Genomic DNA, 19,252 nt, shown 5'->3' with positions numbered 1-19,252 from the left:
GTCCGGTTCGACTGTGCAGGTCGACGCGGTGACGATTCGCCAACCGTTGGCGCAGATCACAGGCACGGCCCGGCGCACGCGGGCGGCCGGGTTCAGCGGCCTGCTGTTCACCGAGACCGGCCGCACGACATACCTCAATGCCGCCATCGCGCCCCAGGCCGCCCCCGGGCTACAGCTGTCGATGGGGGTCGCGGTCGTCTCTCCGCGGGAGGCCGTTCGTCACAGCGGCCGCGGCGTGGGAACTGCAAGAGCGTCGAACGGGAATATCCGGCGCGGGTTGGGCACCCAGGTGCGTACCCACGTGGTGCGACGCTACGGCGTGGAGGTTCGAACACCCGGGCCCCGGCTGCGGGAATGCGGGCAAAGTGCCTCCTCGCCGATGTTGCGGTCATCGTGCCAATCATGACGATCGTCGGCGACACCGAGGAGGAGCGCCGCAACGAGCGAGAATTAGTGCGGGCAAGCATCAGTTTCTGCGCCAGCACGCCCAACTATGCGTTCATCCTCGACCTATGCGTTCATCCTCGACGAGGCCGGATTCGAGGGCACCATGGCACGGTTGCGCGCAAAGCAGAAAGCCGGTGTTGTCGCGGGAATGCGCGGGAATGGCAGCGGAGATCACCGATGAACACGTTGCGGCGTTTGCTACCGAATCGACGTGGGACGGCGTGGCCGAAGCGCTCTTGGCCAAGTACCGGGGCCGTCACGTCCCGCCTCGTGTTGTGCAACGCATTTGGCGCCCCCGACCGAATCGAGCGTTATGGCGAAGTTGCGCAACGTATCTCAGCTATCAGCGATTAATCCAGAACTAGAGGGGCAATCACCTCGGCAAGGCCATACGCCGTAGCCCGATAGGGTGGGTCTAGATGTCTGCGCTTCCCAGGGAGGTTCCACTATGCCCGCACCGTCAGCCGATGTTTTCGACCGCCTGCGCCGGCTCGCGGCGATCGGCGACCTGGACGCGCGCCCGACCAGGACCATCGACGAGGTCTTCACCGGCAAGCCGCTGACCACCATCCCGGTCGGCACGGCCGCCGATGTCGAGGACGCCTTTGCTAAAGCCCGTGCAGCGCAGGCAGATTGGGCAGCCCGGCCGGTGGGTGAGCGTATCGACGTCATCCGCCGCTACCGCGACCTGGTGGTCGCCAACCGCGAATTCCTGATGGACCTGCTGCAGGCCGAGGCGGGCAAGGCTCGGTGGGCGGCACAGGAGGAGATCGTCGACCTGATGGCGAACGCGAACTACTACGTGCGCGTGACTGCCGGGCTGTTGAAGCCCCGTAGGGTGCAGTCGCTGCTGCCCGCGATCGGCAAGACCACCGTCTGCTACCAGCCCAAGGGCGTGGTAGGCGTGATCTCGCCGTGGAACTATCCGATGACCCTCACCGCGTCGGACTCGGTTCCGGCGCTGCTGGCGGGCAACGCGGTGGTGCTCAAACCGGACAGCCAGACGCCGTACTGTGCGCTGGCCTGTGCCGAGCTGCTTTACCAGGCCGGCCTGTCGCGGGCACTGTACGCGGTTGTCCCCGGGCCGGGCTCGGTGGTGGGCACGGCAATCACCGAGAACTGCGACTATTTGATGTTCACCGGGTCCTCCGAGACCGGCAGCCATCTCGCCGAGCAGGCGGGTCGCCGGCTGATCGGGTTCTCAGCCGAGCTCGGTGGCAAGAACGCGATGATCGTGACGCGAGGTGCCAACCTGGACAAAGTGGCCAAGGCCGCCACCCGGGCCTGCTTCTCGAATGCGGGCCAGCTGTGTATTTCCATCGAGCGGATCTACGTCGAGAAAGACATCGCCGACGAATTCGCTCAGAAATTCGGTGCGGCCGTGCGCAATATGAAGCTGGGCACCGGTTACGACTTCTCCGTCGACATGGGCAGCCTGATCTCGGAGGGTCAACTCAAGACGGTGTCGGCTCACGTTGATGACGCAAAAGCTAAGGGCGCCAAGGTGATTGCGGGCGGCAAGGCCCGGCCTGACATCGGACCCCTGTTCTATGAGCCGACCGTGCTGACCGACGTCACACCGGAAATGGAGTGTGCGGCCCACGAGACATTCGGCCCACTGGTCTCCATCTACCCGGTCGGCGACGTGGACGAGGCCGTCGAGAAGGCGAACGACACCGAATACGGCTTGAACGCCAGCGTCTGGGCCGACTCCCCCGCCCACGGACAGCAGATCGCCGCCCGGTTGCGTTCGGGCACTGTGAACGTGGACGAGGGCTACGCCTTCGCCTGGGGCAGCCTGAGCGCGCCGATGGGTGGCATGGGTATCTCGGGTGTGGGTCGCCGGCACGGCGCCGAGGGACTGCTGAAATACACCGAGGCGCAGACGATTGCGACCGCGCGGGTGTTCAACCTCGACCCGCCGTTCGGCCTGCCCAAGACCCTATGGCAGAAGTCGCTGCTGCCGATCGTGCGAACGGTGATGAAGCTGCCCAGTCGGACCTAGGCCCCGACACTCGAAGATCGCGAAGATCTGTCACATCGGCCCCACCCGACACTAAAGTGTCTACGTGGGCAAAGGCGCGTCAGGCAAAGGCTGGGGCCGCTGGCTGGCTATCGCGGCCTCGCTCGTTCTTGCCGGCGGCATGATCTACGCCCAGGACACCAAGCCGAAGACCCCGTGCTGCGCTGAATCGACCACCGCTGCCGCCGCACCGACCAGCCAGCCCGCCGCACCACCCCCCGGGGCGCCGCAGACCGCCAGTCCCGAGGAAGCTGCCCAGCTGGCCGGAAACGCTCCCGCGGCCGCCCAGGACTTCCAGGTCGCCCTGCCCCCCAGCGTTGCCCCGGAACAGGGATTGCAGATCAAGACCATTTGGGCCGCCCGCGCCATCGGTGTGCTGTTCCCCGAGATCAAGACCATCTACGGTTACCGACAGGACCCGTTGAAATGGCATCCCAACGGGTTGGCAATCGACGTCATGATCCCAGACCACAGCAGCCCCGAAGGCATCGCGCTCGGTAACCAGATCGCCGGGTTGGCCCTGGCCAACGCGAAGCGCTGGGGCATTGACCACGTCATCTGGCGGCAGAAGATCTATCTGGGTATCCGATCGGGCAGCTGGACGGCCGACCTCGGCAACGAGACCGCCAACCACTACGACCATGTTCACATCGCTACCAATGGCGGCGGCTACCCAACCGGCCGGGAAACCTATTTCATCGGCTCGATGACGCCCGCGCCGCCAGACTGAGGCACCGGATCGGTCAGCGGAGGCCCGCGGCCCGCAAATATCTTGGTGCAGTCCGACAGATTCGACGTAGGCTCCTCGATGTCACGGTTCACATCGCACGGCAGGAGTCCCCCATGAAGGTGGATGCGAAGCAGCAAGAGGAAGAAGATCGTCGAATCCGCAACGATGCCAGTCGGCTGCGCGAGTTTCCTGCCTTCGCGAAGTTCTCGGATAGTGAGCTGCAGCGGCTCGTCGCCGCCAGCAATCACTCGTCACAGTCGGTGCCCTGGCCGCTGATTCGCGAGCAGACCCCATCAGACGCGTGCTTCATCCTGCTCAGCGGTGAGGTGGGTGTGTACGTCGGCCGGGACCGGGTCGCCGTGGTGGGTCCGGGTGAAGTGATCGGTGAATCTGCCTTGCGCCGTGGGAAATTGAGGTCGGCGACCGTCACCACAATCGGGCCGGCCGAGGTGCTGCGCATCGAGCGCGACGACCTGGACCGCCTACTCAAAGAGATCCCTGCCCTACGCGAGACCATGGAGGCCACAGCCGCTAAGCACGTGGCCGTCGAGCAGCCGCCGAAGCCGAAGCCGGAGCGCTCCAAGTTGAACGCCTCGGTTCCGACGGACTTGGTCGAGCGGTTCGAGCACGCCGCCGGCGGGGCCGGTGTCAGCGTGTCCGCGGCATTGGAGGACGCGCTGACTCAATGGGTTGAACGCAACAGCAAGAGCTGAGCTCCCGACCGCGGGCCGATGCAGTTCGCCATATTTCGATAGGCTTGCCTAAGTACTGTGGCGGCAAATCGGAGGTATCGGGATGACCTGGAACCGGTCGAACCGCTCAACGCCGCCACGCCGCGCTCATCCGAATCGTTCACTCACCCTGGCCGACTTGGCGGCCGAAGTCCCCGCCGAGATCGTTGCGGTCAGTCAGTCGGCGCCATCCGAGGTGCAAATCCGTCTGCGCCACTTGGGCTTTCGCCCTGGGACCCGTGTGGTCAAGCTGCGTACAGCTCCGCTCGGCGATCCCGCCGTGTACCGGTTGTTGGGGTACGACACGTGCTTGCGCCGGCACGAGGCCTCCTACTTGGAAGTGGCCGAAGAGGTCAGCGAAGAGACCGGTCGGCGGCCATGACCGCATCCTGCCATCGCGACGAAGGCACCGTCGACGCAGCGCCCAGCCTGCCGCGGATCGCGCTGGTCGGCAGCCCCAACGCCGGCAAGACCAGCGTCTTCAACCACCTGACCGGCATGCGGGCGCGTACCGGCAACTATCCCGGCGTTACGGTGGCCCGCCGCATCGGCACCGGCCGATACCGCGCTGCTGGCACGAAGACGGACTTCGTCGTGGAGGATCTGCCAGGCTGCTACAGCCTGTATCCGGTCAGTCCCGACGAGCAGGTGGTCGCCGATCTACTGCACGGACGGCTCGCCGGAGTCGCGCCCCCCGAAGCGCTGGCGGTGGTCGTGGACGTCACCGTGCTCGAGCGGTCGCTGTCGTTGGTGGCCCAAGTACTCACACTCGGCGCCCCCACCATGGTGATCCTCACCATGACCGATGAATTGACCTCTCGCGGCGGCCGATTGGATATCGATCGGTTTGCCGCCGCGCTGGGTGTCCCGGTGGTGGGTGTGATCGGCAGCCGCGGCAAAGGTTTCGAACCGCTACGGGCACTGCTGTGCGCCCCGGACACGTGGGCGCGGATCCCAATACCGCCGCCGCGCGACGATGCCGAGTTCGCCAGCTGGACGGCCTCGATCCTGGACGCTGGCCGCTACCGCCAGCCCGTACCGGACCAGCGCAGCGCCCGCATCGACCGGGTGCTGCTGCATCCGGTATGGGGCTCACTGACCTTCGTGGGGGTGATGTTCGCCTTCTTCCAGACGATATTCACCGTGGCCGCCCCCGCGCAGGACCTGATCAAGCGACTCTTCGAGTGGCTCGCCACGCTCGTCGAGCAGAACATCTCCAACGCGGCGGTGGCGGGACTACTCGGGCACGGGATCATCGGCGGCGTGGGCGCCGTGCTGGTGTTCATCCCGCAGATCGTTCTGATGTTCTTGCTGATCTCGCTCATGGAAAATGTCGGCTATATGACCCGCGCGGCCTTCCTGGTCGATCGCATCATGGCCACCACCGGACTGGACGGGCGGGCATTCGTGGCGATGCTGTCGTCGCTGGCATGTGCGGTGCCGGGCATCATGGCCACCCGCACGCTGCCATCGTCGCGGGACCGGATCGCCACCTGCATGGCCGCCCCGCTGATGACGTGCTCGGCGCGGTTGCCGGTATACATCCTCCTGATCGGCTTGCTGGTCGATCCCCGGTCGCGGTGGGGCCCGGTGTCGATGCAGGGCGTTGCGATGTTAGGGATGTACCTGCTCGGTGGGATCTCGGCAATGACGACTGCCTGGCTGTTCAAATCGGTGGTACTCGGTGGCGATCTGCTGCCCTTCTACATGGAGATGCCGCCGTACCGCTTCCCGTCACCCAAATCGGTGTTGCTGACGATGTGGGACTCGGCGAAAGTGTTTCTGCGCAAGGCCGGAACCATCATCCTGGGCACCTCGGTGGTGCTGTGGTTTTTACTCAACCTGCCTACCAGGGGTGCCGAAACCGCCGGGATGGACGCGACGGCCGCCAACGCGTACGTCGTCGACCATTCATTTGCCGCCGGCCTGGGCAGGATCCTGGAGCCGGTGTTCACACCACTCGGCTTCGACTGGCGCATCTGCGTGGGGCTGATCGGAGCGATGGCCGCCCGCGAGGTGTTCGTGGCGACGCTAGGCCAGATCTTCGCCACCGGCGAGACGGGTGACCTGACCACCGCCGCGCACTCGGCGGTCTTTACCTCCGGTCCACATCAGGGGACGCTACTGTTCAGCGCACCTACGACTGTTGCGCTGATGGTGTTTTTCGCCTACGCCCTGCTATGTATGTCCACCGTGGCCACCATCCGCCGCGAGACCAACTCGTGGCGGTGGCCGTTGGTGGCGTGGGGATACTTGTTCGCCCTGGCCTGGGTAGCCGCCTTCGCGGCCCGCCATATCACGCTGTGGCTCACCGGCTGAGCATGTCCAGACCGCTGCTGCACCCGCAGATCACCGACGACCCCCGCCTGTTGCGGTGGCTCACGAACGGGCGCCGGCTGTTCGACTTGCCTGCGCAATTGAGCGCCCTGATCAACGAAGGCGTGCTGGAGCGCGCTGAGGTCGACACCGACGAGGTGCGAACGTGGTTGGGCCCCAACCGCTCCTGGAATGTCGACGGGCCGCGCGTACGCTCAGCGCTCTTCGAGGCACTGTCCGGGGCCGAGGACGCCGAATTGAGTGACGAGGCGCTTCGTGCGGGCATCGAGGACGTTCTAGCGCGTGATGTCGCTCCTCTTGCCGACTCTCACGGTGGCGCGATCTCGGTGGTTTCGGTGCACGACGGCATACTCACTCTTGCCCTCGACGGGGCCTGCCTGGGCTGCCCGATGAGCGGGCGCACTCTCGGTGATCTGGTGGCGCGCAGCGTGCAGAGCCGTTACCCGCAGATCCGCGAAATCAGGACCGCACCACCACGCCGCAGGTGGCTGCCCTTGTCGCCCAAGCGCGTGGTGCGGCATCGCTAACCCGGCTGACGAGATGAGATCGATCAGTTCAATCTGCGCCGCCGCCATAATCCTTGCGGATTGGCCAAACCTTGATCGGCACAACGTGATTGACCGGGCGCGCGCGGAGCTGCGCCATGCCCTCGAGGAGGGCGGCCCAGCCCGCGCCGACGCCGAATTTGCGCTGGGCAACGGACCCGTCGAACAGCGGTTGAGGTCGGCGATCCTGGCCCTGGCCACCCGCCGCGGCCCGCAGCGAACCATCTGCCCTTCCGACGCAGCTCGAGCGGTCGGCGGCAAGAGCTGGCGGGCCTTGACCGGCGACGCCCGCGAACTCGCCCGCGAGCTGGCGAAATCCGGCGCGGTGCAGATCACTCAACGCGGCGAGGTGCTGGACGCCGACGGGCCGTGGCGGGGGCCTATCCGTATAGGAATCACCGGTAACTGAAGAGCGTTACCCTGGCGACCATGGCCATTGAATCGACAATGATCGAGCTCGGCACCCCCGCCCCATCATTTACCTTGCCCAACCCGGCGACCGGCGGAATGGTCAGCCTCGAAGACCTGACTGGTCCGGCCCTGGTAGTGACGTTCATCTGCAACCACTGCCCCTACGTCCAGCACGTCGCCGCAGGCCTGGCCGCGCTCGGTCGGGACTTCGCAGAACGGGGCGTCGCGATGGTCGCGATCTCGAGCAACGATGTCGTCACCTATCCGCAGGATGGCCCCGAGCAGATGGTCGCCGAGGCGCGCCGTCACGGTTGGACCTTCCCGTACCTCTACGACGAGAGCCAAGACGTTGCGCGGGCCTTCTCTGCGGCGTGCACGCCGGACACATTCGTTTTCGACGGTGAGCGGCGCCTCGTTTACCGAGGCCAACTTGACGACTCACGCCCAAAGAACGACCAGCCGGTCACCGGAGCCGACGTGCGAGCCGCCGTCGCCGCCGTGCTTGGCGGGCGACAGGTAGGTGCCGACCAACGGCCGTCGATCGGGTGTGGCATCAAGTGGCGTTGAGGCTGCTTGGCGCGGTCCAGCTGACCAAGGTGACACCGCTGGGAAAGGTCATCGGCACGGCGGCCGGCCGCAGTCCGGAAATGGTTGTGCCGTCCGGGAATAGGCGACGCCCCGCCCCCTGCACTATGGGGTAGACGAACAAACGGTACTCGTCTACCAAACCGGCGCCGATTAACGACTGACACAACGTGATGCTGCCGGTGGCTACGATGTCACCACCGGGCGTTGCCTTGAGCTTCCGTATCCGCTGCACCGGTTCGCCCGACAGAATCGTCGAATTTTCCCACCCCGGATCAATGAGGGTGCAGGACACCACATATTTGGCAACGGTGTTTACGTACTCGGCGATGCCGGTGGGGTCGTCGACCTGGTGCGGCCAGTAGCTGCGGAAATCCTCGAATGTCTGCCTACCGAGCAGCAGCGCATCGGCGGTCAGGTCCTGGCGACGCATCTCGGCGATCAGGTCGTCGTCCTGCAGTTGCGGGTCGAACCAGTCCCCCAGCATTTCGACCGAGCCGTCCAGGGTCATGTTTTGGGTGATGATCAGTGAGCGCATTTAGGGATTGACTTGACCGGTTACTCATCGCCGGAGGGCCGTAATAAGCAGAGTTTGACCACTTGGATTGACCACTTGCAAGAGGGGTCGCGCCGATCAGAGTGCCCCCTTTGGGGCTTAGCCGGTGTGGCCCAGTAGATCGCGTAGCAGAAATTCGCAGAAGATTGGCGCCAGCCGCCGCGCGATGGGATCGTGCCGGTCGCCTAGCCGATCGCCGACCTGAAATACCTCATTAATTATCGCGCGCCGGGGAACCTCGGCGCGGACCTCGTCGCCGAACTCCCCGTACACCCGCTCCCGGATCGATTGTTCGATGCTGTTGCGGGTATCGAAACCGGATAAGACCACCCCGATCCATTGGAGCGGATGGGTACGTTGGATGCGTTCGACCCGGTTGCGCGCCTCGACGGCTTTGCGCACCGCGTCGATGGTGGGCACTATCGGGGCGTACGCCACGTCAGCCAGATGCATAGCGAGCGCTTCCAGTGATCCGGTGCGGCCTCCGGTGTCGATGAGGATCAGCTGATAGCGGTCGAACACCCCAGCCGACGTGAAGATCCCGCGCAGCAGTCCCGTGTCCGAGAAGCCGACGCCGGCAACGCGGGTCAGCGTCGCGCCGGCCGGCAGTAAGTCAACGTGCGGCCATTTGGTTTCGATGATCTCCTCGTCGACCCTCTTCGCGGCGTTGTCTGGGTTTCCCCAGAAGTTGATACCGGCGTCCTCCAAAACCGAGCCGAGACCGGTCGAGTGCTGGGACACGCCGAAATGATTGGACAGATTCCGCTCCGGGTCGGCGTCCACCAGCAACGTCGAAATCGCATTCCGGGAGGCCTCCCCCGCCAGCATCATCTGCCACAGTGTCTTGGCTGTCCCGCCCTTGCCCGAAAGGACAGCGGCCGCCACGGCTGCCAACTCCTAGCCTCACCTTCCCCACTCTTGCGCCGGCCTCTCGCGCCGGCAGTGAACTGCGCCGACGACGGAACCTCCGGTCGGGGATCTGCCCAATGCTCAGCAAGCATAGCGATGGCCTGACACAAAGGTGTGTCACTACCGCGAGGCCTGCGTCGCCAAGTATTCGCCGAGCATCAGCGCCACTTCGGACAGTTGTCGAGACCCTCCCGGATTGGCTCCGTCTTGTGCTGAACGCGGCCAACCACGGCGCCGATCAGCAGAGCTAATTCGGGCGTGAGGCCCGAGAGTGGGGCCCGCCGGAATTCCGGCGGTCAACAAACGTCTATGTCGACTCGAGCTCAGCCTCGAACAGTGCGTCGACGGGCCCAATGCCCTCTTGCCGGCAACGCTCCATGAACGTCTCACCCCACGCGAACGCGACCTTGACGTCGCGGGTTTCGTCGTGCCGCAATATCTTTCCCGCTTGCGCACAATACCCACCCCACCGCGCGGCCGAGAACTGCGACATCTGCCCACCCGGCTCCAGCTCGAATAGCCAGGTCCGCCCGTCATGCGCCCGGTAGCCAATCCGCTGCGCCCAGTCGTCAGGGTCGGGGTCGACGCCGCCGGCGGTCCCGACATCCATTACCAAGGGCCCGTTTTCGTCAGCCACCGCAACAAAGTTGAAGTTTTGCCGACCGATCGCCACTTGGCCCCATTCCACGTGGCCGTCGGTGAATTCGGTGGCAAATGCACACCACCCCAGCTGAGTGTCCTTGAAGATTCGCCACTCTTTCCAGTCCTGTCCATGCGGCCAGTAGCCATGGTCGAGGAACACGAAACCTTCGACCGATTCGCCGAGAACGGTGCCACGCACCTTGTACAGCTCGCTGAGGTAGAAGAACGGCTCGTCGTTGTCCAGAGATCCGATCTGAATCCCTGGGCCCACCAATGTCCCGTCGAGTTGCAAGATGCTGCCCTCGCGCCAGTGCAGCGCACCCGGAGTCAACCGATAGTCCAATCCCTCTTCCGGTGCTCCCCCGGCCTTACCGAGCAGCGACCCGTGCAAGTGATGTTCGGTCGCCGAGTATTCGCGTTTGACCTCACCGCGCACGGTCTGTAGCGACTCGGGCTCCAGATTCACTTTGCCCGAGCGCATGGTCATCATCCATAGCCCAGCGGTCATCGGACCGCAGAACTTTCGTTCGACCATGTGCAGCGCACCGGACTCGTCGCGCCATCCGCCGTAGAGGTAATTCACCTCTTCGGTGAGACCGAATGGCCGCGCGGTGGGCAGGTGCAGGTCGAGGTTGGATTCGTAGCAGCCGACGGCGGTGGCGAAGTCGAAATTGCCGACCTCGGAGACGTGGGGCATATTTTTGTCCTTTCCGTTGATTCGTTGCAATTAGTTGGAAACTGTTATTTGCCAACCGATGTACTTGACCGTGGTGTACTCGAGTAGCCCTTCCCGGCCAACCTCGCGACCCACACCGGATTGCTTGTAGCCCCCGAACGGTGCCTCGTCGCCCGAGGTTGTCGCGTTGACCCGAACCTGTCCGGCGCGAATCCGTGCGGCCACCCGTAAGCCGAGTGCGGTGTCAGCGGTCCACACCGCACCCACGAGACCGTAGTCAGAATCGTTGGCCAACCGAACACCCTCGTCCGGATCACCGTTGTAACGGATCACAGCGATTACCGGACCGAAGATCTCCTCGCGCGCGACCGCCATGTCGTTGGTGACCCCGGTCAACACCGTCGGCTCCAGATAGAACCCGCCCGCCGGCACGTCGACCGGTCGCCCGCCACCGATCGCCACTTGTGCCCCCGCTGCGACCGCGTCGCGGACCGTCGCTTCGATCCGATCGCGGGCGGCGGCGGAGATAACTGGTCCCATACAAACTTGCGGATTCGCTGCCGGGCCGACCAGCACCAGGCGTAGTGCTTCGACGAGGCCGGCCACGACCGCGTCGTGCAACGCGTCGGGAACTAGGATGCGGGTCAACAGCCCGCAGCCTTGGCCGGCCAGCGTCACGAAGCGCAGCACCGTGGCCACCAGCGACCCTATGTCGGCGTCGGGCAACGCCAAAAGTGCTGATTTTCCGCCCAATTCGAGCAGTGTGTGCTTCAGAGTGACGGCGGCGGACTGGGCAATCGCGCGGCCCACCGCTGATGAACCGGTGAAGGCCACCATGTCCACCCGCGAGTCAGCCACCATGGCTTGGCCGACTTCGGCACCACCGGTGATCACATTCAGCACACCTGGCGGGACACCCGCTTGGGCCGCAAGCTCACCAAGTAACAGCGCGCAGCTCGGCGCCTCGGGAGCGGGCTTGAGCACCAGGGTGTTTCCGGTCACCAGCGCCGGGGCGACCTTCCATAGATTCAGCAGGTGCGGCGCGTTCCACGGGGTGATCGCCGCAACCACACCCCACGGTTCACGCACCACACGCTGACCGGTGACCGGCGGCCCGGGCAGATCCGCCAGGGCGTAGCCAAGATCGGCGCGGCCCTTGGCCACCATGTCTCGATAGTGGTCCAGCGGCCGCGCCACCTGACCCGGTCCAGCGATCCGCCGACACGTGCCGACTTCTGTCTCCACCAAATGTGTGAAGTCCGCGGCGTGTAACTCGACGAGATCGCCTAGGCGGGTAAGGATTTCGGCCCGGTCCTTGGCGGCCAAGCCGCACCACTTGCCGTCGTCGAAGGCCCGGCGGGCCGCGCCGATCGCGGCGTTGGCCTCGGCGACTCCGCCTTGCGGCACTGAGCGCGCCACCTCCCCGGTGGACGGGTTGATCACGTCGACGGTCGTGCCCGGGTCTGCGACGAGTCGGCCGTCGATAAGCAGGCGGGTCCCGACGGAATGCAGCGCTGTCATCGGGGCGCAGACGGGGTGAAGTTCACCGGCATGGATTTGACTCCCCGCATCATTAGGGGGCCGTGTGGTTGATAGATGTAATCGGCGGCCAGGGCGACGTCGGGGAGGCGATCCAGCAGGACCTCCAAAACAATGGTGGCTTCCAGCCGGGCCAGCGACGATCCGATACAAAAGTGCTCACCGAACCCGAAAGTCTGATGCGTGCGGTCGCGGGCCGCGGGCCGGTCCATATCCCATTCATTTGGCCGCTCGATGATTGCGGGGTCACGATTGGCGTGCGCAACGGCGTTGCACACCAGGCTTTTCGCGGGAATAGTCGTGCCGTTCATCTCGACGTCGGTGGCTGTCATTCTCGGCACCCAGTACAACGGCGGGTCGCAGCGCAAGGTTTCCTCGATCACGTTGGGAATCAGCGCGCGGTCGGACCGAAGCCGTTCCCAACGAGAACGATCCGAGAGCAGATAGTGCAGCATCGACCCGATCAGGTTCGCGGTGGTGTCGGTGCCGGCCAGGATGAGCATGCGCACCAGGGACACGAGTTCATCAGTGCTGAGCCGGTCTTCGCCGTCATGCACGTGGATCAGGTGGCTGAGCAAATCGTCTCCTGGGGCCTTACGCCGCCGGTCAATGATGCCCAGCACGTACTCGCGTAGGTCGGGGTCGGATTCGGCGTAACCGCTGGAGTTCGGTCCGGCTGCGCTGATCGCGTCGTCGGCCCACGCTACGAACTGCGAGCGATCCCCCTCCGGGATGCCGACTAGTTCGGCGATCACCATCGCGGGCAGCAGGAAGGCGAATTCCGCACACAAATCCGCACTTCCGTGGCCGATAAACTGGTCGACGAGTTTGTTGGCAATGGCATAGGTAGGACTCTCCACGTTCTTGACAGCCCGCGGTGTGAACGCTCTGACCACGAGTTTGCGCATCCGGGCGTGTTCGGGCCCATCGAGATGCACCAAGCTGGGCTGCGTTCCGGGATGCGGTGGCCGTAGTTCATTGCGAAAGGACTCCGCGTCCTTGAAGACCGCAGCGACATTGGCGCCGCCGGTGACGACAAAGGCGCCATTGGCCACCCGAAATACGGGACACCGAGATGCGGCCGCTTGCAGTGGCGTGTAGGGGTCTACCACAGGGATAAACGGGTCGAAGGACATTGTCGTGCGGTCACATTCAGACATGACTTGCTCCTGCGGGCGAGCTCACGCGAGCACGAAGATCAGCCTGGGTGGCCGGAGTCAGCCCTCGACGGGTGATCAAATCGACGGCGAGATCGACCATCTCGGCGTTGGTTGCGGTGGGAAACGCCCATGGGCAGTCGCCGATTCCCACCCGAATTCCCAGACCACGGTCCAGGGCGCGCTCCCACAGCTCATGACAGCGCTCGGCTGAACTCATCGCGTAGGGGACGACAATGGTCTCGTGGTCAACTTCTTTCGGGATGCGCGAGATTAGGAAGTCGATCACGTCCGGGTCTGGTTCGCTGTTGGATACCCAGCGGTCGGAGAAGAACAGTTTGATGTTCACTGGCTGGCGCAGTATTCCGATGCGCGCGGCTAACGCCACCCAACGCATGTCGGCAGCGTTGAACACCGCGATGTTGGGTATCAGTCCCAGCTCGTCGAACCTGTCCAGTTCCGGTGGGTAGGGCGGATTGGAGTTATTGGGGTCATCCGTGCCGAAACTCACTACGTCGAACCGGTTTTCGTCTTCCAGCCACAGCACGCGCTTGACGTGTTGGACCGGGTCGAACGGGGTCAGCAGTAGTTGGGTACCGGAGGGTGGGCGCTCCGCCAGGGCCCAGATATGTTCCAAACTGCCGTGGTAACTGGGATAGGCCAGCGGGTCGACTTTCTGGGCCGCCGTGGCGAGGACAGCGCGTGACACCTCGTCATCGACCCAGGCTTGCCTGCCGTCAGCGTAGCGCGCGTGGAAGTGCACGACAGTGGCACCGTGCTCGATGCACTCGGTCACGTCGCGTGCCGTCTCGTCAGCGTCGTAGGGCACGTTGGGGTTGTCGGCCTTGCCGACGACCTCGTTGACGCCGACCTCGAGGTATACCTTGCCCTCATCCCGGAAACTCATGTCGCTCCTCTTGGCGTGCCGTGAGCCGTTCGATATGGTGAAACTCGTTGTAGGTGAGCAACGTCCATTGCTGCTCGGCGCCGATGGTGATGCGGGTGATCGAGCCGTAGTGCGGTTCGGTCAGGCTCAGTCGAACATCGCCGAGTGCCTTCTCCACGCAGGCACCGATCACCCCGCCGTGGCAGAAGACCGCCGCCACCCCACCGGAGATTCCGGCCGCCACTTGCGCGACCGCTGCGGTGGCGGTGCGCCGGAACTCGGCTAGCGGCCCGTCCACGTCGTCGCGGGCCACCAGTTCCCGCCACCGGTCTAGTCGTGGGTCGGACTCGGCGACCATCTCTTCAATCGGAATGTAGAAGTCAGCGCCGCTGTCGAATTCGGCCAGGTCGTCGTGGATGGCCAGGTCGAGGCCAAGCTTCTCAACGGCGGGCGCCGCGGTTTCGCGGGCGCGCCGCAGGCAGCTGCTCGCGGCGGTGCGAACAGGTAACTGCACCAAGACTTCCGCGACGGCGCGGGCCTGCTCGAAGCCCCTACCGGTGAGTCCGGGGTCAGGCTTGGCTACGCCTTCCACCCGGTGCGGCAGCCCGTGCCGGATCAACGCCACTTCCACCGTGTCACTCATCGACGCACCAGAATTGTTGCCCCGGCCGTGGGACCGCCGCCCACCCCTACGGCCACAGCGTCCGGCCGCCCAGCCTGGCGTTCACCGCCGAGGTCGCGCAGCTGGACACAAGCCTCGTAAAGCAGACCGCAGCCATGCAGTCGGCCCGCGGATAGTTGGCCTCCACCGGTGTTCAACGGCAGCGGACCGTCCAGCGCGATCCGCTTGCCCGATTCGAGGAACGGGCCGGATTCCCCTTTGCCGCAGAATCGTAACGCCTCCAGCCACATCAACGGCAGGAAAGAGAACCCGTCGTAGAGTTGCATCTGGTCGACGTCATCGGGGCGCAGGTCGCTGCGTTCCCACAGGTGCGCGGCCGCATCCCAGGCAGCCATCTCGGTCATATCGGGCCACTGATCCCACAGCGGCCGGTGCCGCATGGCCCACCCGATCGATTCGATGCCGATAGAGGGATGTGGCCCGTCGTCGGCGGTGTCGAGATGTGAGACGACGAATGCCACCGACCCGTCACACGGCACGTCGCAGTCGAGCATCCCGAAGGGTGTGCTGATCATCCGGGCAGCGAAGTATTCGTCCAGGGTCAGCGGGGTGCGGTACACCGCATTGGGATTGCCCCCGGCGTTGAGTCGATTGTTGACCGCGATCGTGCCCAGATGCTCACGAGTAGTCCCGAATTCGTACATGTGTCGCTGCGCGTGCAGGGCGATCCAATTGACCGGTGAATGTGCGTCGAATGGCGCGAGCCAGCGCCGGAAACCTGAGACCGCTGCGTCGGCGGCACCGGCCAGCGCGCCGGCCCGCCCCGCGGTACCTTGTGCGGAGGCTTCGCCGACTGTGCGATAGACGAGCACGTGCCGCGCCAGGCCGGTGGCGACCGCGAGGCACGCCGAGAAGAACGCCCCTAGTTGTCCGCCTTCGGGACCGCCGTACTTCCAGTTCGTCTGCAGCCCCAGTGCGGCGTGGACTTCGTCGGCTCCCGGGCCCGCAAGACCCGGAGTGTCGAAACCTCCACCGGGAAATGTTGCCAGCCCGTCGATCTCGTCTCGGCTGATGCCAGCGTCGGCCAGTGCGGCCAGACACGCATCGACCGTTAGCGCCATTTCGCTGACCGGTAGTCGTCGTCCGACCTGCGAAGAGCCGAAGCCGCGGATCACCGCTTGCCGCTCAGGGCGTGTCATTCGCCCTCCCCTAATGGGGTAAACCACGGGGCGAATAGCTTGTCGTCGAGCCGTTCGAACACGACTCTGACACGCAGACCGATGCGAACGTCGAGGGTGTCCACGAGTCGGCTGACGAAACGCAGTCCCGCTTGCTCGTCAAGTTCGACGACGATCACCGCGTAGGGGTCGTGCAGATGCGGTAGCCACGGCTGGTAATTGATCGTGTACGTATACACCCTGCCCAGGCCGCTCACCGGTTCAAAGGCCACGTCTCGGGAAAGGCACTGGAAGCAAACGGGATTCGGTGGATGCTGCCAGTGACGACAACTTGCGCAGCGTTGCATCCGCAGCTTGCCATCGGCGCCGGACCGCCAGAAATCCTCCTCGTCGGGTGTAGGCGCGGGCCGCAACAGCGGTCCGACACGACGAAGCACTTCCTTGTCGCTGCTCACCGGCCGATGACCTGCCCTGTGTTCTCCCACGCGCCGATGGCCGGTGGGCGCAGATAGTACCGGCCGCGAGCCGGCGACGAACCGCAGTAGGGTCGGGTCGGTTCCGAATCGGACGTGCTGGGCCCGATGGTCCCGGCCAGCGCCCGATTCCCGTTATCGCTCTTACCCGGCACGGCTTTCGTCCTCCTAGCCCACGTGCATTTCGTCGATGATGCGCACCGTGCCTTTGTAGCCATCGACTTCGACCAGTTGGCCGTCCGTGAGGAGCTGGGTCGCGGTCTGCGTGTTGACCACTGCGGGCACCCCGAATTCGCGGGCCACGATCGCGGCGTGCGACATCAGGCCGCCGACGTTGGTCACCACCGCGGCGGCACACCCGAAGAACGGCGTCCAGCCGGTATCAGTGACGTTTGCGACCAGCACCTCACCGGCCTCGAAATCATCGTCGGCCTCGGTCATGATGCGCACTCTGCCGCGCGCCACGCCCGGCGAGACCGCGAGACCACTGATGACTTCATTGCGCTCCGCGACCGCTGCGCGCGACGGAGTCCACGGCTGCCGGAAGTGAATCGGGAAGTTGAGCTTCGCCAAGCGTTTGCGTTCGGCGCGCCGCTTGATCACCAGCTCTGCGGAATCAGCTGGTGGATAGTAGATTTCATCGACGGCCAAGTAGTGCACGTCCTGGGCTGATTCCAGCACACCGCGCTCGGCGAGTCGCTGGCCCCATTCCCGCAAAGCGAGCCGGAGTTCGTAGGTGATCCGCATGCACACGTCGCGGCCGCGTTCTCGCCGTTGCATTGCGCCCACGGCGACTCGAATCAGTCCCCGCGCCAGCGGGGTTCGCACCGACACCTTCGGGGCGGCTTCGAAAGATCGGGCGCTGCCCAGCACAGACCGCAGCAACAGCTCGGGGGCATCGGCGTAGACGGGGTTGCTGAGTTCAGTTTCGCCAAGGCCGCGATGCCCGCATTCGGCTACCAGCCGGTCGAACTTGGCCGCGAATGCCGCGGCATCACTATGGAGTTTGTCCAGCACCACCTCGCGAGGGCTGTCTTCGATCAGCCGGCGCAGGCCGTCGTCGAGCGCGACGATGTCGGCAAGTTCACGCACGCCCGTCAACAGCGCGGCGCTGCGCAGATTCTGCGTGCCGGCGCGCACATTCATGGCGACGTCCTCCCCGTATCGCTGTGAGATCAGATTCATCGGTAGCCCGACCACGAATGTGTTCATACAGTTGATGTCCCACGACCGGACCACCATGTCGCAGAGCAACTCGATGCGTGCCAGCAGCTTGTGGTCGCCGAGATTCTGCAAATCAGGACGATCTGCCACCAGTTGCTGGGCCCGCCGCTCCATATCGGCGACCTCGTGGCCCAGGCCAGCGATCTGTGGTCCGCCTTTCAGCGCGGCGCGCAGCGCTGCGCGGGCGTCGGCGCCCGAAAACCGGGGTGGCCGGTAGCCTGGCGGCAACGGCGTCCCGTTCATCTGGTGCTCGAAGCTTTCGGCCGTTTGTCCCGGAATTGCTTTGGCCAGCTCCTTCATCACCGTCATGTTGTTGTAGGGCCGGTGCCCAATGATGCCAACCTGTTTGGTGCTGACCATCATCATCAGCTCGGGATCCAACGGAAAGAGGTAGTCAAGAAGGTTGGCCGAACTGAACAGGATGCGGGTCGCGAGGCCGACCGAGAACGGCGTCATTGGGCCCGGGAATGCCTCGGACAGATTGGCTGCACTCCATTCCGGCAAGGCCGGATCACCGGTGACGCTATCGAATTCGCCTGTGTACTCCGGCGGCACGATACGGTCTGCGCTGCCGTCGGCGGCCGAGGTGTCCCGCGGGAATGCGACCGGCTCGGCGAGGCGGATTGGCTTGCGCATCGAGCGCGGTCCCACCGTCCATTTGCTCGATGACCAATCGGTCATGTCCGCCACCGCCTCGGCCGAACTGTAAGCGCAGCTGAAACCGAATTCTTCACGCAGCCTGCGGGTATCACCTAGGGGGTAGTGCAGGAACAACTCGACGAGGTCGGGCACGGATTCGTAATCGCGAACCTTGCCAATGCCAGCGGCCAACAACCGCGAGAAGCGCTTGCCGGAATTGAGCACCGGCCGCCCGATGATGTGTGCCATCTCGGTGAACGTCAGCACGTCATCGGCATTAAGGTTGACGGTGCCCGTCGGCCCACCCAGCACGGCCTGCGCGCAGAACCGTCCCACATCGTCGACATGAACCAACTGCATGCGCACGTCGCGGCCGGGAGTGACCACCACGGGTTGACGGAAGATGTTGGCGGGGGAACTCCACGCTGCACGCCCCACGATCACGGTGGGACGTACATTGACTGCCTCCACGCCGGATTCGACGATCATCTGCTCCGCGCGCACTTTGTTGCGTTCGTAGTGAAATGAGGCCGCAGGCCGTGGTGTCTCGTCCTCGGTGAACGCCTGCGGGTGGTCGGGATGGCCCCCGTAGACGGTGATCGACGACGCGAACACCATTCTGCGGCAGTCATGGTCGGCCATTGCGCGCAACAGGTTGGTGGTGCCGCCGATGTCGATTCCATCGGCGACCTCCGCACTTTCCATCGCGGAGAGGTTCCAAGCGAAATGGGCGACCGCGTCACAGCCGGCCACCGCACGCGAGACACTCTCCGCGTCTTGGATGTCGGCAGCCACGTAGGTCACCCCGGGTGCGGGCACCGCCGGAGCGCGCCGCGCGAGCACCACGACGTCGGCGCCCATGCGGCGTAACCACTTGACTGTTGCCGCACCGGCGGCGCCGGTGCCCCCGGTGACCAGAACCCGTCCCGCCATCTCACCTCC

Annotated in this window: 20 protein-coding genes; 10 read left to right on the top strand and 10 right to left on the bottom strand. The window is 64.8% G+C overall.

The window, feature by feature from the left end; all coding sequences use genetic code 11:
- Positions 1-28: 28 nt before the first annotated feature.
- From H0P51_RS29105 to H0P51_RS14030, 10 genes are all read left to right on the top strand, one after another.
- The gene (locus tag H0P51_RS29105) at positions 29-406 is read left to right on the top strand and encodes an LLM class flavin-dependent oxidoreductase (protein ID WP_213016741.1); all 378 of its coding nucleotides are present in this window, start codon (positions 29-31) and stop codon (positions 404-406) included.
- A gap of 87 nt (positions 407-493) precedes the next feature.
- Entirely contained in the window at positions 494-628 is a 135-nt protein-coding gene (locus H0P51_RS29100; RefSeq protein ID WP_343061791.1) for a hypothetical protein, read from the top strand.
- Between the two features lie 267 nt (positions 629-895).
- A complete protein-coding gene (locus H0P51_RS14065; RefSeq protein WP_180918619.1) occupies positions 896-2,452 on the top strand; it encodes a succinic semialdehyde dehydrogenase in 1,557 nt (518 codons plus the stop codon).
- 64 nt (positions 2,453-2,516) lie between these two features.
- Positions 2,517-3,200, top strand: a complete 684-nt coding sequence (locus H0P51_RS14060) for a VldE C-terminal domain-containing protein (protein ID WP_180918618.1) — start codon at positions 2,517-2,519, stop codon at positions 3,198-3,200.
- A 113-nt stretch (positions 3,201-3,313) separates the two neighbouring features.
- Positions 3,314-3,913 (top strand): cyclic nucleotide-binding domain-containing protein, encoded by a 600-nt coding sequence (locus H0P51_RS14055; RefSeq protein ID WP_180918617.1) that lies wholly within the window; start codon positions 3,314-3,316, stop codon positions 3,911-3,913.
- 157 nt (positions 3,914-4,070) lie between these two features.
- Positions 4,071-4,313: a FeoA family protein gene (locus tag H0P51_RS14050; protein WP_246398672.1), complete on the top strand. Its 243-nt coding sequence runs from the start codon at positions 4,071-4,073 to the stop codon at positions 4,311-4,313.
- Complete coding sequence (feoB, locus tag H0P51_RS14045) at positions 4,310-6,250, top strand: ferrous iron transporter B (protein WP_180918615.1); 1,941 nt, start codon at positions 4,310-4,312, stop codon at positions 6,248-6,250. The genes H0P51_RS14050 and feoB overlap by 4 nt, the downstream gene beginning before the upstream one ends.
- 2 nt (positions 6,251-6,252) lie before the next feature.
- Positions 6,253-6,795 carry a NifU family protein gene (locus tag H0P51_RS14040; protein ID WP_180918614.1) on the top strand — a complete coding sequence of 181 codons (543 nt, stop codon included), beginning with the start codon at positions 6,253-6,255 and terminating at the stop codon, positions 6,793-6,795.
- A gap of 85 nt (positions 6,796-6,880) precedes the next feature.
- Complete coding sequence (locus tag H0P51_RS14035) at positions 6,881-7,222, top strand: DUF3253 domain-containing protein (RefSeq protein ID WP_246398669.1); 342 nt, start codon at positions 6,881-6,883, stop codon at positions 7,220-7,222.
- 20 nt (positions 7,223-7,242) lie between these two features.
- Positions 7,243-7,791 (top strand): thioredoxin family protein, encoded by a 549-nt coding sequence (locus H0P51_RS14030; protein WP_180918612.1) that lies wholly within the window; start codon positions 7,243-7,245, stop codon positions 7,789-7,791.
- Here H0P51_RS14030 and H0P51_RS14025 read toward each other — a convergent pair.
- From H0P51_RS14025 to H0P51_RS28960, 10 genes are all read right to left on the bottom strand, one after another.
- A complete protein-coding gene (locus tag H0P51_RS14025) occupies positions 7,778-8,347 on the bottom strand; it encodes a dihydrofolate reductase family protein (protein ID WP_180918611.1) in 570 nt (189 codons plus the stop codon). The genes H0P51_RS14030 and H0P51_RS14025 overlap by 14 nt on opposite strands.
- 117 nt (positions 8,348-8,464) lie before the next feature.
- The gene (locus H0P51_RS14020; protein ID WP_246398666.1) at positions 8,465-9,250 is read right to left on the bottom strand and encodes a ParA family protein; all 786 of its coding nucleotides are present in this window, start codon (positions 9,248-9,250) and stop codon (positions 8,465-8,467) included.
- A gap of 331 nt (positions 9,251-9,581) precedes the next feature.
- Positions 9,582-10,613 (bottom strand): hypothetical protein, encoded by a 1,032-nt coding sequence (locus H0P51_RS14015; RefSeq protein WP_180918609.1) that lies wholly within the window; start codon positions 10,611-10,613, stop codon positions 9,582-9,584.
- 30 nt (positions 10,614-10,643) lie between these two features.
- Positions 10,644-12,113, bottom strand: coding sequence for an aldehyde dehydrogenase family protein (locus H0P51_RS14010; protein ID WP_180918608.1), 1,470 nt, complete (start codon positions 12,111-12,113; stop codon positions 10,644-10,646).
- Positions 12,110-13,291: a cytochrome P450 gene (locus tag H0P51_RS14005; protein WP_180918607.1), complete on the bottom strand. Its 1,182-nt coding sequence runs from the start codon at positions 13,289-13,291 to the stop codon at positions 12,110-12,112. Before H0P51_RS14005 ends, H0P51_RS14010 begins: the two co-directional genes overlap by 4 nt.
- Entirely contained in the window at positions 13,284-14,195 is a 912-nt protein-coding gene (locus tag H0P51_RS14000) for a 3-keto-5-aminohexanoate cleavage protein (protein ID WP_180918606.1), read from the bottom strand. Before H0P51_RS14000 ends, H0P51_RS14005 begins: the two co-directional genes overlap by 8 nt.
- Positions 14,179-14,817, bottom strand: a complete 639-nt coding sequence (locus H0P51_RS13995; RefSeq protein ID WP_180918605.1) for a histidine phosphatase family protein — start codon at positions 14,815-14,817, stop codon at positions 14,179-14,181. The genes H0P51_RS14000 and H0P51_RS13995 overlap by 17 nt, the downstream gene beginning before the upstream one ends.
- Entirely contained in the window at positions 14,814-15,995 is a 1,182-nt protein-coding gene (locus H0P51_RS13990) for a thiolase family protein (RefSeq protein WP_180918604.1), read from the bottom strand. The genes H0P51_RS13995 and H0P51_RS13990 overlap by 4 nt, the downstream gene beginning before the upstream one ends.
- A complete protein-coding gene (locus tag H0P51_RS13985; RefSeq protein ID WP_246398807.1) occupies positions 15,992-16,246 on the bottom strand; it encodes a Zn-ribbon domain-containing OB-fold protein in 255 nt (84 codons plus the stop codon). The genes H0P51_RS13990 and H0P51_RS13985 overlap by 4 nt, the downstream gene beginning before the upstream one ends.
- 369 nt (positions 16,247-16,615) lie before the next feature.
- The gene (locus H0P51_RS28960) at positions 16,616-19,243 is read right to left on the bottom strand and encodes an NAD-dependent epimerase/dehydratase family protein (protein ID WP_180918603.1); all 2,628 of its coding nucleotides are present in this window, start codon (positions 19,241-19,243) and stop codon (positions 16,616-16,618) included.
- Between the last annotated feature and the right edge of the window lie 9 nt (positions 19,244-19,252).

It is taken from the genome of Mycobacterium vicinigordonae, from assembly GCF_013466425.1.
GTDB classification, from domain to species: Bacteria; Actinomycetota; Actinomycetes; order Mycobacteriales; family Mycobacteriaceae; genus Mycobacterium; species Mycobacterium vicinigordonae.
The sequence above is the reverse complement of the archived record's forward strand: the minus strand, read 5'-3'. Positions and strand labels throughout refer to the sequence as shown.

Bases quoted from the DNA above. Each gene is read 5' to 3' on its own strand.
- H0P51_RS29100 (WP_343061791.1), top strand. From the start codon at position 494: ATGCGTTCATCCTCGACCTATGCGTTCATCCTCGACGAGGCCGGATTC.
- H0P51_RS14065 (WP_180918619.1), top strand. From the start codon at position 896: ATGCCCGCACCGTCAGCCGATGTTTTCGACCGCCTGCGCCGGCTCGCG.
- H0P51_RS14055 (WP_180918617.1), top strand. From the start codon at position 3,314: ATGAAGGTGGATGCGAAGCAGCAAGAGGAAGAAGATCGTCGAATCCGC.
- feoB (WP_180918615.1), top strand. From the start codon at position 4,310: ATGACCGCATCCTGCCATCGCGACGAAGGCACCGTCGACGCAGCGCCC.
- H0P51_RS14040 (WP_180918614.1), top strand. From the start codon at position 6,253: ATGTCCAGACCGCTGCTGCACCCGCAGATCACCGACGACCCCCGCCTG.
- H0P51_RS14030 (WP_180918612.1), top strand. From the start codon at position 7,243: ATGGCCATTGAATCGACAATGATCGAGCTCGGCACCCCCGCCCCATCA.
- H0P51_RS14025 (WP_180918611.1), bottom strand. From the start codon at position 8,347: ATGCGCTCACTGATCATCACCCAAAACATGACCCTGGACGGCTCGGTC.
- H0P51_RS14015 (WP_180918609.1), bottom strand. From the start codon at position 10,613: ATGCCCCACGTCTCCGAGGTCGGCAATTTCGACTTCGCCACCGCCGTC.
- H0P51_RS14010 (WP_180918608.1), bottom strand. From the start codon at position 12,113: ATGACAGCGCTGCATTCCGTCGGGACCCGCCTGCTTATCGACGGCCGA.
- H0P51_RS14005 (WP_180918607.1), bottom strand. From the start codon at position 13,291: ATGTCTGAATGTGACCGCACGACAATGTCCTTCGACCCGTTTATCCCT.
- H0P51_RS14000 (WP_180918606.1), bottom strand. From the start codon at position 14,195: ATGAGTTTCCGGGATGAGGGCAAGGTATACCTCGAGGTCGGCGTCAAC.
- H0P51_RS13995 (WP_180918605.1), bottom strand. From the start codon at position 14,817: ATGAGTGACACGGTGGAAGTGGCGTTGATCCGGCACGGGCTGCCGCAC.
- H0P51_RS13990 (WP_180918604.1), bottom strand. From the start codon at position 15,995: ATGACACGCCCTGAGCGGCAAGCGGTGATCCGCGGCTTCGGCTCTTCG.
- H0P51_RS28960 (WP_180918603.1), bottom strand. From the start codon at position 19,243: ATGGCGGGACGGGTTCTGGTCACCGGGGGCACCGGCGCCGCCGGTGCG.